The organism is Rhodoligotrophos sp. CJ14, from assembly GCF_038811545.1.
In the GTDB taxonomy this organism is placed as follows: Bacteria; Pseudomonadota; Alphaproteobacteria; order Rhizobiales; family Im1; genus Rhodoligotrophos; species Rhodoligotrophos ferricapiens.
The window spans coordinates 1,066,442-1,079,720 of sequence record NZ_CP133319.1 but is presented as its reverse complement, the minus strand read 5'-3'; the positions used below and the strand labels follow the sequence as shown (position 1 = coordinate 1,079,720).

The following is a 13,279-nucleotide window of genomic DNA, read 5'->3' as shown; positions in this document are numbered from 1 at the left end:
GCGCTGTGCGCATTGAGCTTTCTCGATGGCTGCGCGACAATGGGACTGGGCCATGCTCCTCTGATCGTTTACGGGTTGGCTGACAGCCACTTGGAGGAGCCCAACAAGGAGCCGCCGCATGGAATTGCATGGAATTCACCATCTCACGGCGGTCACGGCGGATGCGCGCGGCAACCATGCATTCTATACGGGCGAGCTAGGCATGCGGCTCGTCAAGAAGACCGTGAACCAGGATGATGTCTCCGCCTACCACCTTTTTTATGGGGACGGCGCGGCATCGCCCGGCAGTGACCTTACGTTCTTCGATTTTCCCACCAAGCCCGCACGGCACGGGATCCACAGTATTTCCCGCACAGGGTTGCGGGTGGCGGGCGAGGATAGTCTTACCTGGTGGGCGCAGCGGTTTGCCGATCATGGCGCGCCTTGTGGAGAGATCAGGCTGCTTGGCGGCCGGCTTTCGCTCGATTTCACTGACCCGGAAGGGCAGCGCCTGCGGCTTGTGGATGATGGCGGTGAGGGTGAAGCGCATCCCTGGATGGCGGGTCCCGTGCCGGCAGCCCGCCAGATCCGTGGGCTTGGGCCGATCACGCTGAGCGTGCCGGAGCTCGAACCAACGGAGCGCGTGCTTATGGAAATTCTCAATATGCGCCCGACGGGCCGCTATCCCACCCCGGATGTTGAGGGCTCGATCACGCATATTTTCAGCATGGGGCCCGGGGGAGCGGCCGCGGAGCTGCATGTGGCGGTCGAGCCCAACAGCCCGCGCATGCATCCCGGCGCGGGCGGCGTTCACCATGTGGCGTTCCGGATACCGGATGAAGCCTATGCGGATTGGGCGCAGCGGCTGCAATCGACAAGCCGGCTGCCGTTCAGCGGCCCGATCGACCGTTTCTATTTCCGTAGCCTCTATTTCCGCGAGCCGAACGGGATCCTGTTCGAAATCGCAACAGATGGTCCCGGGTTCACCGCGGATGAGCCGCTGGAGGAATTGGGCACGCGTCTGTCACTGCCGCCCTTCCTCGAGCATCGCCGCGCCGAGATCGAGGCAGGCCTCAAGCCGCTGTGAGGGCCACCGGGCCGGCTATTTCAGCAGCTCGCCGGAGATGATCATCTTGCGGACTTCAGTGGTGCCGGCGCCGATCTCGAGAAGCTTGGACGAGCGATAGAGCCGGTTGATCTCTGATTCCCAGATATAGCCAGAGCCGCCGTGGATCTGGACCGCGTCGGAGAGGACGCGGCCCATGGTCTCGGCGGCATACATGACGGAGGCCGCGGTCAGGGCATGGATATGGCCACGGCCGCCGCCGCCGACCTCAAGATCATTGGCTTGTGCGAGCACGCGATAGGTGAAGGTGCGCACGGTTTCGGTCCAGACATACATATCGGCAATCTTGGACTGGACCATCTGGAACTCGGCGATCGGCCGGCCGAACTGCTTGCGGGTCTTGGCATAGTCGATCGAAAGCTCGAGCGCGCGCTCGCAAATCCCTAGGCAGATCGGCGCAATCATCGCCCGCTCAAGATCGAGGCCGCTCATGACCACCGAGACGCCACGGTTCTCCACGCCCACCATGTTCTCGGCGGGCACGCGACAATCCTCGAAGACGAGCTCGGCTGTCTGGCTGCCGCGGAAGCCCATTTTCACAAGCTTCTGGGCGACCCTGAAGCCGGGATAGTCCTTTTCGACGATAAAGGCGGAAATGCCCTTCGGACCAAGCTCCGGATTGGTTTTGGCATAGACGAGCAGCACATCGGCGACGGGGCCGTTGGTGATATAGATCTTCGAGCCGTTGAGAATGTAATGGTCGCCGTCGCGCCGAGCGGTCGTGCGCATTGAGCCAAGGGCATCGGAGCCTGCACCGGGTTCGGTCAGGCCGAGTGCGCCAATCCTGGTGCCGTCGCAGAGGCCCGGCAGATATTTGCGGCGGATAAACTCGTTGCCATTGCGGTAGATATTGTTGAGGCAGAGGTTCTCATGAGCGACCCAGGACAAGGCCAGGGCATGGTTCCAGCGGGAAAAAGCCTGGAGAACGAGGCCACTGGTGAAGAGGTCCGACCCGGAGCCACCATAGTCTGGCGAAACGGTGATACCGAACAGGCCGGCCTCGCCGATCTTGGGGAAAATGTCCTCGGGCCACCATTCCTCATTGTCCATGCGCTCGGAGAGCGGGAACAGCTCGTTGCGCGCGAAGCGGTCGGCAGCATCGAGGATCTCCTGCTGCTCCGGCGCGAGATCGAATGAAGGCTGCGCATTGCGAAGGGAGGGGGAAGACTGCTCGTCCATCGGGGGTCTCCTCAAAGGCGGTGCCGTCTTGGCGCGGCGCTCGACCAACGCTAGTGAATTCAATTCATTATGTCCATTCGGCATAACCCAAAACGCCGCGAGGGGACAGATGAAAAATTGCGCTGGAAAGGCGCAGAGGGTCTGCCAATCCGCGCGTTGTCGTTGATTTCCTTGGACAAGGTCGGCAAAGCGGGTAGGCTCTAGTCCGGTTTTCTACCCTATTCAGTCTGATCAAGTGACGATGAGTGAAGTTCTCCAAAGACGACAGATTTTCCGCCTCTCCCGCGAGCGTAGAGTGGCCGACATCATGGAAGCCGCCAAGGCCGTGTTCCTGGAGCATGGCTATGACGCCGCCCTGATTTCCGAGATTGCCGCCCGGGCCGATGTCGTCGAGGGGACGATCTACCGGTATTTCGAGAACAAGCGCGACCTGATGATCAAGGTGGTCGAACGCTGGTACGACGAGATGCTGTCGGATTTCGACGAGCAGCTGAAGGGGATCACCGGCACCTGGAACCGGCTCCGCTTCATGATCTGGAAGCATCTGGCGTCAATCGAGAAAGAGCCGGCGCTCTGCAAGCTGGTCTTTCAGGAGCTCCGGCCGGGTCCAGAATATCGCGCGACCACCGTGTTCGAGCTCAATCGCGAATATACGAAACGCACGCTGGACATCATAAAGGCGGCCATGGAGAGCGGAGAGTTCCGGAAGGACGTTCCGCTGCGGGTCGTGCGCGATCTCATCTTCGGCTCAATCGAGCATTATACCTGGGCCTATCTGCGGGGTCATGGCGAGATCAAGGTCGACGAGACCGCCAATGTGATCACTGACATGATTTATCGCGGGCTTGCGGCCGCACCAAGCCCGGCGGGGTCGGCAGGTGTGGACCAGACCATCGTTGAGAGGCTGGAGCGCGTGGTCGAACGGCTCGAGACAGTGGCAGAGCGAAACTGACGTATCGGTGGCGGAGGGCAGGTCCTCGGCAGAAGATCCTCCCGCCTAGAGCGTTTCCGCTCTTCTTTGAATCGCAAACGCGCGTCTCAAGTTCTGCTTGCTCGCATTTTCTTCACGCGAACCGGTGTCCACCTCGCTCGAAGATGCTCTAGGAGGCCCTGAGCGGGCGCAAGGAGACGGTGTCCTCCCCATGGTGGAAGGCGATGCCCATCCGAAAGCTGTTGGCGATGCGCTCGGCCCGCACGATAAAGGCGGGGGCAAGCTCTTCGGGAACATGTTCCATGACAGTCGTCCGGAACAGGGAGAGCCAGCGCAGGAAATGTTCATCGCGCAAAGGCTCCAGCACCAGATGCTTGGCGAGGGGACGCCCCTGATAGCGCTTGGTGCCGAGCAAGAGGGACGACCAGAAATCGACGATGGTGGCAAGGTGCTGGGGCCAGTGATCGGGCGCGATCCTCGCATTGAAGATCGGACCGATCAGAGGATCCTTGCGGACGCGCGCATAGAAGGCATGAATGACGGTCTCGATCAGCGCTTCATCGAGCGCTGTGAGACTGGAAGGCGCCTGTGCTGGCATTTGAGATCCCGGAACCATGCCTTGCGGGTTGGCGATGACCATAACTGAGCGCAATATGGCGGGCAGGGGTCACCGCTTTCAACCAGCCATTCGCGATATGTCGCCGCAGCCATCAGGCCAAAGACCTTGCCATGAGCCTTCCCGTCTATCTTTGGATGCTGTTCGCCATCGTCTGTGAAGTGATCGCGACGAGCGCGCTGCAGGCCTCGCAGCAGTTCACCCGGGTCGTGCCAACCATCGTCATGGTGGTGTGCTATGTGGCAGCATTCTATGCGCTTTCGCACGCGCTCAAGGTGGTGCCGGTCGGGATCGCCTATGCCATATGGAGCGGGCTTGGCATCGTGCTCATCACGCTGGTCGGCTATCTCTTCCTCAATCAGACGATCGACCTCGCGGGCCTGATCGGCATCGGCTTCATCATCGCCGGTGTGGTGATCGTGAATGTCTTTTCAAAGACTGTGGGCCACTAGAGCAGTTTCTGGGCAGCGGCGAGGCTTTAGCATTGCGACAGTGTCATATAGAACGCTATGCGCGACGGGTCGCGACCGGGAGAGAAATGATAGAGGCGCCGAAACTCGATCTGGATGATCTCGCAGCACGGGTGAGGGCGGGGGAGCGGGCCGCGCTCGGCCGCGCCATCACGCTGGTTGAAAGCCGCCGGCCGGATCATGAAGCGGCTGCACAGCAGCTGTTGCTGAAGCTTCTGCCCCATTCCGGGACGGCCTATCGGGTCGGGATCACCGGCGTGCCGGGCGTTGGCAAAAGCACCACGATCGATACGCTCGGGCGCAATCTGACCGCCAGCGGCCATAGGGTGGCGGTGCTGGCCGTTGATCCGAGCAGTCAGCGAACGGGCGGGTCGATCCTTGGTGACAAGACACGCATGGCCGGGCTTGCGGTTGATCCCAATGCCTTCATCCGGCCATCCCCCTCGGCGGGCACATTGGGCGGGGTCGCACGCCGGACCCGCGAGACGATGATCGTATGCGAGGCCGCGGGTTTCGATGTGATCATCGTGGAAACGGTCGGCATCGGCCAATCAGAGACGGCGGTGGCCGATATGGTCGACTTCTTCCTCGTGCTGCTGCTGCCGGGGGCGGGGGATGATCTGCAGGGCATCAAGAAGGGCGTGATCGAGCTTGCGGATATGCTGGCGGTGAACAAGGCGGACGGGGATAATGCAGGCCGGGCGCGGCGCGCCGTCTCTGATTACCGGGCAGCCTTGCAGATTCTCATGCCGCCGGGGGCAGCCTGGACACCGCCGGTTCTCACGATATCCGGTCTCAAGAATATTGGGCTCGATGCCTTGTGGGCCGAGATCGAGCGGCATCGGGCGCTGTTCGAGAAGAGCGGCGCGCTCGCGGCGCGGCGAAGCGAGCAGCAGGTCAAATGGATGTGGTCCATGCTCGAAGAGGGGCTGATGCAGCGCCTCAAGGCAGACTCCCGGGTTAGAACGAGGCTGCCGGTCCTGGAGCAGGACTTGCGCGAGGGGCGCATAACCGCAACCCTTGCGGCAACCGAGATCCTTTCGCTGGCGGATGGTTGAGCGAATGGCGATCTCGTGAGGAGGTGAGTGGCGGCCGCGGCAGGGATCTTGCAACGGGCCTCCTCTGATACAGGAGGATCAATATGGCGAGCTTGTCACGACGCCGCTTGCTGCAAGCGGGAAGCACAACCTTCGCCCTTGGCGCGGGAGCATCGGCCGCGCTTGGCGCGCAAGGTGGGCGGGGGCAGGCGAAGGCTGCAAACACCGAGGTGATTGCAGGCGGCTTGGGGCTTAAGCCTGACAGTCCCGATGATCAGAGCGCCGTGATGCAGGCCGCGATCAACAAGGCGATCGCGCAGCGGCAGGTGCTCATGCTGCCCGCAGGATCCTACCGGGTGAAGCGGCTCAAAATCACGGGCCCATTGTCGCTCGTGTGCACGCCAGGGGGTGCTCGGCTCGTGCGCTGTGGCGATGGTCCGCTCCTGAGCCTATCTGGCACCAGCATCTATTTGCGCAATCTCACGCTGGACGGGGGCGATATTGCCGCCGATGGTCCGATCATCCGCGCGGAAGCTGTGAGCGATCTCATCTTCGACCGGCTGACGGTGGCCCGCTCGCGGGGCGGCGGGGCGAGCCTCACGCGCTGCTCCGGCACGGTGTCCGAATGCCGGTTCAGCGATATTGCTGATACAGCCTTGTTCGCGCTTGATTCGGCGGGGCTCGAAATTGCACGCAACATCATCAGCAATATCGGCAACAACGGCATCCAGGTCTGGCGCAGCGAGACGGGCGAGGATGGCACGAAGGTCGCCGAGAACCGGATCAGCAACGTGCGCGCGGACAAGGGGGGCTCCGGCCAGAATGGCAATGGGATCAATGTGTTCCGGGCGGGTTCGGTAACGGTCAGCAATAATCGCGTGACCGATTGCGCCTTTTCCGCCGTCCGCGTGAATGCGGGATCGAACACGCAGATCATCGGCAATTCCTGCGAGAGGCTCGGGGAGGTCGCGCTTTATGCGGAGTTCGGGTTCCAGGGCGCAGTCATCAGCGACAATCTGGTCGATACGGCAGCACTCGGCATCTCGATCACCAATTTCAACCATGGCGGACGGCTTGCTGTCTGCTCGGGCAATCTGATCCGCAACCTGTTCACGCGGGCGGAGGGCGAATCGCGCGGTGTTGGTATTGCAGTCGAGGCTGATGCGGCGATCACCGGCAATGTGGTTGAGAAGGCGCCGAGGGCAGGGATCATGGTCGGCTGGGGCCGGCATCAGCGCAATGTCGCGGTGACCGGCAATATGGTCCGGGATGCGCGCTGGGGGATCGCCGCCTCGGTATCGCCCGGCGCCGGCCGGGTGCTGATCGGGCAGAACATGCTGGCCGATTGCAGCGAGGCCGCCATTATTGGCCATCAGAATGGCCGGGGCGTCACCGCCGATCTCGCCAAGGCGGAGGTGGCGGACGTGCCGGTCAATCTGACAATTGCGGGAAATGCGGTGTAGGGGGTGTATTCCAGCCCGAGTTAGGCCGGACGAACCATGCCGGCCGTCTCACCTTTGCGGCTCAGGACTGGGCGGGTCGCGAACTCGTTGAGCCGGGTTTCTTCCTCCGTGGTCCAGATCGGCAGCTTCCGGAGAATCGCAACCATGGCGATGGTTGATGCGCGCGGGGCGCCATCGAGACATTTCAGGGCTATGCCGTAGCCCATGTGAGGCAGGCTCGCGACAAGAAAGCCCTCCGCTCCCGATTTTACGAAAATGCGAGGGACGGCCGTCATCAAGTCCGTATCGAAGCGGCCGGTGCCGGCCACCATGAAGGGGTTGTCGCGCACAGCCCTGATGATCCGTGCCGCGGCATCGGCATGATCGCGGCTCAGCCCCGTGCCCGTTGCAAGGCGGGCAAAGCCCTTGGCCACCGCCCGAAGCGGCATCGCCCAGGTTGGCACCGAGCAGCCATCGATCCCGCAGGGGCAGTGCTCCACATCGACCCCACAGAATTCGGAAAGCGCCCGTGCGACGGCCTGCTGTACGGGATGGTCGGGCTGGCTGTAGGCCGCGAGTGGCAAGTTGTTGTGACGGGCGAAGGCGAGCATGCCGGCATGTTTGCCAGAACATTCATTGTGGACAGGCCGCGGCGTCTGGCCGGCCTTGATGAGAGCATCGGCCGCGGGTTTATACATGGGCAGGACCGCACCGCATTCGAGCGCCGATTCCACAATTCCGGCCTTGGTGAGCATGGTGGTCACCGCGCCGATATGGCGGGGCTCGCCATTGTGGGATGAGCAGGCAAGGGCGATCTGCCCATCGTCATAGCCAAAATGAGTGGCCGCGCCGCTTTCCAGCATGGGGATAGCCTGGAATGCCTTAACGGATGAGCGGGGATATTCCGGTCGATCGACATCACCGCCGGTTGCGACCAGCGCGCCGGCGGCGTCGCAGACGGCGAAGCTGATGGCGTGCCGGCTTTCCACGAGATTGCCCCGGGTGACTTCAATGACGAGCGGTTCGGTCATGATTCTCGACCAGGTTGTGAGTCGCGAACTGCGATTACTACCTGGCTCGTGGAAAGGTTGCCACACTAAGCTTCACCATGGCTCGAAAGGCTTGCTTCCGGCTGGCCAACGACCTGTTGCACCTCATGCGGAAAGCTGCATAGCTGTGCTGATCTTGCAGAATTGGACTTAAGGATCTTGGCGGGAATGACCGGGCAGACAGTCGTCGTCATTGGTGGGGGACAGGCAGGCTATCAGATCTGCGCACAGCTGCGCAGCGAGGGTTTCGAAGGTGCAGTCCATCTCGTGGCCGCAGAGCCCACCTTGCCCTATCAGCGGCCCCCTTTGTCGAAAGCCTATCTCCTGGGCAAGACGTCCGCAGCCGACCTAGTGTTCCGGCGCGAGGAGTTCTACACGACCAATGGAATCGAGCTGCATCTTGGCGTTACGGCCGATTCGATCGACCGCGAGGAAAGAGTGGTGCAGCTCTCAACCGGGGCGCGTCTGCCTTATGATTTCGTGGTGCTCGCCACGGGCGCACGCAACCGGCCGCTGCCGGTGCCCGGTGCCGAGCTTGGCAATATTCTCTATCTTCGCACCATTCACGACACGGATGCGCTCAAGGAGAAGCTCGATGCGGCCCATGCGGTGGTGGTGGTGGGCGGCGGCTTCATCGGCCTCGAATTTGCCGCCGTTGCCCGCATTCTCGGCAAGGATGTCTCCGTCGTCGAGATGATGCCGCGGCTGATGGCGCGTGCCGTGCCGGCGCCGGTCTCCACCTTTTTCGAGGAGCTGCACCGGGGCCATGGCGTGTCGCTCAAGCTGGGTGACGGCGTGCGGGCCATCATCGGGGATAACGGGCTTGCGCGGCGCGTCGAAACCTCAAGCGGCCAGCTGCTCGATGGGGATCTGGTGGTGGTGGGCGCAGGGGTCATGCCCAATGATGACCTGGCCAAGGCGGCCGGCCTCGCGGTGCGCGACGGGGTGATGGTCGACCTCAACTTGCGCACGTCCGATCCGCAGGTTTTCGCCGTGGGGGATTGTGCGCGGTTTCCGCTGCCGGCGGGCGGCGAGCCGATCCGGCTCGAATCGGTGCAGAATGCGACGGATCAGGCGCGGCACGTGGCCCGGGTCATTGTGGGGCGGGCTGATCATTACGACGCGGTGCCCTGGTTCTGGAGCGACCAATATGATGTGAAGCTGCAGATCGCAGGGCTGTCGCAAGGGGCGGATCAGACGGTGACGCGCGGTGATCAGGCGGCTCAACGCTTCTCGGTCTTCGCTTTCAAGGAAGGGCGCCTGATCGCGGTTGATTCGATCAACAGCGCCGGTGACCATATGGCGGCGCGCAAGCTGCTGGGCGCGGGCCTGTCGATCACGCCGGAAGAGGCGGCAGATCCCGCCTTCGACCTTCGGGCCGTGGCCAAGGCGGCCGGCCGTTAGACTGAGCGTCTTTCACGCGAACCGGTCTTTTGCTGCGCATCCAGTCTCTTTTTCAGATGACGGCTTCGATGAGGAAGGGGCCGCGGTTGCGCAAGGCACCGGTGAAGAGGCGCGCAAGCTCTTCCGTCGTTTCGGCGCGCCCGGCGTCAACCCCGAAGCTGCGGGCGAGCGACAGCCAGTCGAGGGCGGGCTCATCCAGGTTCAGCATGCGGCTCGCATTGCGGCCGAAATGGTTGACGCCGACATTCTTCATCTCATCCTGAAGAATGGCATAGGCGCGGTTCGAATAGACGACGGTGACCACGTCGAGATTTTCTCGGGCCTGGGTCCACAATCCCTGGATCGTGTACATGGCACTGCCATCGGCCTGCAGGCCGATCACCTTGCGGTCCGGACAGGCAATCGCAGCGCCGGCCGCAAGAGGTGTACCGATGCCGATCGCACCGCCCATCAGCGGTAGCACCTCATGAGGCTCGGCGCCGGGCGCAAGCGCGTGGAATGCGCCACCAGAGGTGATTGCTTCATCGCAGACAATGGCATTCTCAGGCAGAAGCTTGGCGATGATGGTCGAGACCGTGTCGGCGGTGAGCCTGCCGGTCGGCACCGGCAGGTTAGGCGTCGTCAGCGGCGGGGTTGCTACGGGCGCGTCAGGCCTGACACCGAGCTCGTCTGCGAGATGGGTGATGGTGGTGGCAAGATCCTGGCCTTGCTCAGCCAAGGCGATAATCTCGCAACCCGGCGGCAGCATGGTGCTGGGCTTGCCCGGATAGGCGAAGAAGCCGACCGGCTCGGTCGCCCCGCACAGGACGACCACGTCGAGGTGCTTCAGGGCGTCGATCGCGGAGTCGACCCGATAGGGAATGGGCTTGGGGGCGACACGGCCGGCGCCTCCGGCATTGCGTCCCGATCGCTGCACGAACAAGTCGATGCCGAGCGTCTGTGCGATCCTGCCGGCCATCTCCAGCGGCTTGCCGCGGGTGAGTGCGCCACCAATCATGAGCGCCGCGCGGCGGCCGGAGCGTAAGGCTGCCGCCGCTTTCAGTAGCTGTTCACTGGCGGCGGGTTCTGGTGCCGGCAGGCGCACGGGCGTTACCTCTTCCGGCTCAAGGCTGTTCCAGGCAGCATCGCCAGGCAGGATCATGGTCGCAATGCCAGGTGTCGTGCAGGCCGCAAGATAAGCCTGCTCGACCATTTGGCGCACATCACCGGCCGTCTGGGCCCTGCCCACCCAATGGGACATGGGGCGCGCGAGGCTCTCGATGTCGCTGGTCAGGGGCGCATCATATTGCAGATGGTAGGTCGCGTGGTCGCCGACGATGTTGATCATCGGCGTGCGGGCGCGCTTGGCATTGTGGATATTGGCAAGGCCATTGGCGAGCCCGGGGCCAGTATGGAGCAGGGTTGCCGCCGGCTTCTCTGCCATGCGGGCATAGCCATCGGCCGCACCGGTCACCACGCCTTCAAAGAGCCCCAGAATGCAGCGCAGCTCCGGCTTGCGGTCCAAGGCAGCAACGAAGTGCATCTCCGACGTTCCGGGATTGGCGAAGCAGACATCGACGCCATTGGCCAACAAAACGTCACAAAGGCGATCGGCGCCGTTCATGGCAATTCTCCAGGGGTAAGCTCAGATTGCGCCTTAGTGGCACCCTGGCTGAGCGAGATCAAGCAGCGCCGTGCCGGGTTTTCGCCTGCTCTATGGCGCGCCACACGCGCTGCGGCGTGGCTGGCATGTCGATGTGATCGATGCCGAATGCCCGGAGGGCATCGACAATGGCATTGATGATGGTTTGCGGGGCGGCGATGGCGCCAGCCTGGCCCGATCCTTTTGCGCCGATGGGATTGGCCGCTGTCGGGATCTCCACGAAGCGGATGTGGAGATCAGGAAGATCGGCGCCGCGAGGCATGGCGTAGTCGGTGAAGGTGGCGCTGATCAGCTGGCCCGATTCGGGATCGTAAACCGATTCCTCCATGAGGGCCTGACCGATCCCCTGGGCGAGGCCGCCATGGACCTGGCCCTCGGTGAGCAGGGGGTTCACGAGCCGGCCATAGTCATCAACCGCGATGTAGCTTTGAAGAGAGACTTCCCCGGTCTCAGGATCAACCTCCACCTCGGCCACATGGCAGCCATTGGGGAAGGTGACGGCATCGCAGATATTCTGGCCATAGCCGTGAAGCGGCTCCTCGCCCGACTGGGCAAGGGCGCGCGCGATCGCGGGTAGATCGATGCTGCGCTCAGGGCTGCCTGGAGCGGGTGCACAGATGAATGCTCCGCTTTGGTAAGAGATGTCCTCCGGATTGGCCTGAAGCAGGCGGGCCGCGATCGGATGCGCCTTGTGGAGAAGATCATCGGCGGCAAGCACCAGGGCAGTGCCGCCGAGATGCAGCGAGCGCGCTCCTCCATGGCCACCGCCGCGCGGGATGACGCGGGTATCGCCCTGGACGAAACGGAAGGCTTCGAGGGGCAGGCCCAAGCGCCCGGCAATGAGCTGCACGAAGCTCGTCTCGTGGCCTTGCCCGTTGGACTGGGTGCCGACCGCGAGCTCGATCAAGCCATCGGTTGCGAAACGGATCCAGCCCTCCTCATTGGGCTGGCCGCGGGCGGTCTCAAGGAAGCAGGCGAGGCCGAGCCCCCGCAATTTGCCCTTGGCTGCGGATTGGGCTTTGCGGGCGGCAAAGCCTGCCTTGTCGGCAGCTTCAAGCGCACGCTCCAGATTGTCTGTGAAAGCACCGCAGTCGATCAGGGCGCCGGTGGCGTTGCGATAGGGGAATTCGCGGATGAAATTGCGGCGGCGAAGCTCGGCCGGATCGAGACCTAAGCGGTGGGCGGCCACATCGATGATGCGCTCGATGATGTAATTGGCCTCGGGCTTACCGGCACCGCGATAGGCGTCAATGGGGGCGGTGTTCGTGAAGACGCCGTGCACCTCCATGGCAATTGCCGGTACGGCATAGAGGCCGCCCATGGCCGGGGTTGGCGCCATGGTCGAGCTGCCGGGGCCGCCTGAGGAGAGATAGGCGCCAAGATTGGCCGTGGTCTCAACCCAAAGTCCCAAGATCCTTGCTTGCGCATCAAGCGCAAGCTTTGCTTTGGTGACATTGTCGCGGCCATGGACGCCGCTGGTGAATTCGTCGACCCGCTCGGCCACCCAGCGCACGGGACGTCCGAGCTTTTTCGCCGCCCAGAGCACCAGCACATATTCCGGATAGGCAACATTCTTCATGCCGAAGCCGCCGCCCACATCGGGGCAGATCACATCGATGCGGTCATGAGGAATGCGGAAGACACTATCGGCAAGGTCCCGGCGGATCGCATGGACGGAGGCGCCGCTGAGCACGAGCCGATAGCGCCCATTCGCGGCATCCCAGTGGCCAATCGCAACGCGCGGTTCCAGGGCGGCGGCGGCAATGCGATTATTGACGAGCTCGAGGTCGATCACATGCGCCGCGGACGCGAGTGCTGCTTCGGTCTTGGTGAAATCGCCCCGCCTGAAATGAAAGGCGAGATTGCCAGGTGCCTCGTCCCAGATCTGAGGGGCTTGCAGATCACGGGCCTGGCGAGGATCAACCACGGCGGGGAGGATGTCGTAGTCAACCTCGACATGATCGAGGGCCTCTCGCGCGGCCTCGCGCGTTTCGGCGACAATGAAGGCAACGGGATCACCGACATGGCGCACCCGCTCACGGGCGAGCGGATAACGCTCGGGCACGATCAGGGGAGCATCGGCCCCGAGATTCATAAAACAGGGAAGGGGGCCGATCCCGTCGGCGAGAAGGTCGGCGGCCGTATAGACCCCCATCACTCCAGGAACGGCGAGGGCCGCCTCGGTATCGATCGACAGGATCCGCGCATGGGCATGCGGTGACCGCAGGACGCTCGCAAAGTACTGGCCCGTCGCTGGCTCATCATCGACATAGCGGCCCTTGCCCGTGAGAAACCGCTCATCCTCGAGACGCCTGAGCGAGCGTGGATCATCGGATGCCGTAATGGTTCGATGGTTGCTGTCGTACCCGTGATCTCCTCTATCCATGCGAACCCCTCACCCCCG

General features: G+C 63.0%; 11 protein-coding genes. 6 read left to right on the top strand and 5 right to left on the bottom strand.

What is annotated here, in order from left to right; translation table 11 throughout:
• Positions 1–118 precede the first annotated feature (118 nt).
• Positions 119–1,066, top strand: coding sequence for a ring-cleaving dioxygenase (locus tag RCF49_RS04960; protein ID WP_342642933.1), 948 nt, complete (start codon positions 119–121; stop codon positions 1,064–1,066).
• A 15-nt stretch (positions 1,067–1,081) separates the two neighbouring features.
• Here the strand turns inward: RCF49_RS04960 and RCF49_RS04955 are convergent, their stop codons facing one another.
• Positions 1,082–2,284: an acyl-CoA dehydrogenase family protein gene (locus tag RCF49_RS04955; RefSeq protein ID WP_342642932.1), complete on the bottom strand. Its 1,203-nt coding sequence runs from the start codon at positions 2,282–2,284 to the stop codon at positions 1,082–1,084.
• Between the two features lie 241 nt (positions 2,285–2,525).
• Between RCF49_RS04955 and RCF49_RS04950 the strand changes: the two genes are divergently transcribed.
• On the top strand, positions 2,526–3,236 hold the full coding sequence (locus RCF49_RS04950) for a TetR/AcrR family transcriptional regulator (RefSeq protein WP_342642931.1): 711 nt from the start codon (positions 2,526–2,528) through the stop codon (positions 3,234–3,236).
• A 148-nt stretch (positions 3,237–3,384) separates the two neighbouring features.
• Here the strand turns inward: RCF49_RS04950 and RCF49_RS04945 are convergent, their stop codons facing one another.
• On the bottom strand, positions 3,385–3,813 hold the full coding sequence (locus RCF49_RS04945) for a group III truncated hemoglobin (RefSeq protein WP_342642930.1): 429 nt from the start codon (positions 3,811–3,813) through the stop codon (positions 3,385–3,387).
• A gap of 131 nt (positions 3,814–3,944) precedes the next feature.
• Between RCF49_RS04945 and RCF49_RS04940 the strand changes: the two genes are divergently transcribed.
• From RCF49_RS04940 to RCF49_RS04930, 3 genes are all read left to right on the top strand, one after another.
• Positions 3,945–4,283, top strand: a complete 339-nt coding sequence (locus RCF49_RS04940; protein WP_342642929.1) for a DMT family transporter — start codon at positions 3,945–3,947, stop codon at positions 4,281–4,283.
• Positions 4,284–4,369: 86 nt separating this feature from the next.
• Complete coding sequence (gene meaB, locus RCF49_RS04935; RefSeq protein WP_342642928.1) at positions 4,370–5,359, top strand: methylmalonyl Co-A mutase-associated GTPase MeaB; 990 nt, start codon at positions 4,370–4,372, stop codon at positions 5,357–5,359.
• 83 nt (positions 5,360–5,442) lie between these two features.
• Positions 5,443–6,801 carry a TIGR03808 family TAT-translocated repetitive protein gene (locus RCF49_RS04930; RefSeq protein ID WP_342642927.1) on the top strand — a complete coding sequence of 453 codons (1,359 nt, stop codon included), beginning with the start codon at positions 5,443–5,445 and terminating at the stop codon, positions 6,799–6,801.
• Positions 6,802–6,821: 20 nt separating this feature from the next.
• Here RCF49_RS04930 and RCF49_RS04925 read toward each other — a convergent pair whose 3' ends face one another.
• Positions 6,822–7,811 (bottom strand): asparaginase, encoded by a 990-nt coding sequence (locus RCF49_RS04925; protein ID WP_342642926.1) that lies wholly within the window; start codon positions 7,809–7,811, stop codon positions 6,822–6,824.
• A gap of 186 nt (positions 7,812–7,997) precedes the next feature.
• Here RCF49_RS04925 and RCF49_RS04920 point away from each other — a divergent pair, with 186 nt between their 5' ends.
• Positions 7,998–9,233 (top strand): NAD(P)/FAD-dependent oxidoreductase, encoded by a 1,236-nt coding sequence (locus tag RCF49_RS04920; protein WP_342642925.1) that lies wholly within the window; start codon positions 7,998–8,000, stop codon positions 9,231–9,233.
• Positions 9,234–9,285: 52 nt separating this feature from the next.
• Here RCF49_RS04920 and RCF49_RS04915 read toward each other — a convergent pair whose 3' ends face one another.
• Together RCF49_RS04915 and RCF49_RS04910 are read right to left on the bottom strand one after the other, a co-directional pair.
• A complete protein-coding gene (locus tag RCF49_RS04915) occupies positions 9,286–10,836 on the bottom strand; it encodes an acetolactate synthase large subunit (RefSeq protein WP_342642924.1) in 1,551 nt (516 codons plus the stop codon).
• A 58-nt stretch (positions 10,837–10,894) separates the two neighbouring features.
• On the bottom strand, positions 10,895–13,261 hold the full coding sequence (locus RCF49_RS04910) for a xanthine dehydrogenase family protein molybdopterin-binding subunit (protein ID WP_342642923.1): 2,367 nt from the start codon (positions 13,259–13,261) through the stop codon (positions 10,895–10,897).
• Positions 13,262–13,279 lie beyond the last annotated feature (18 nt).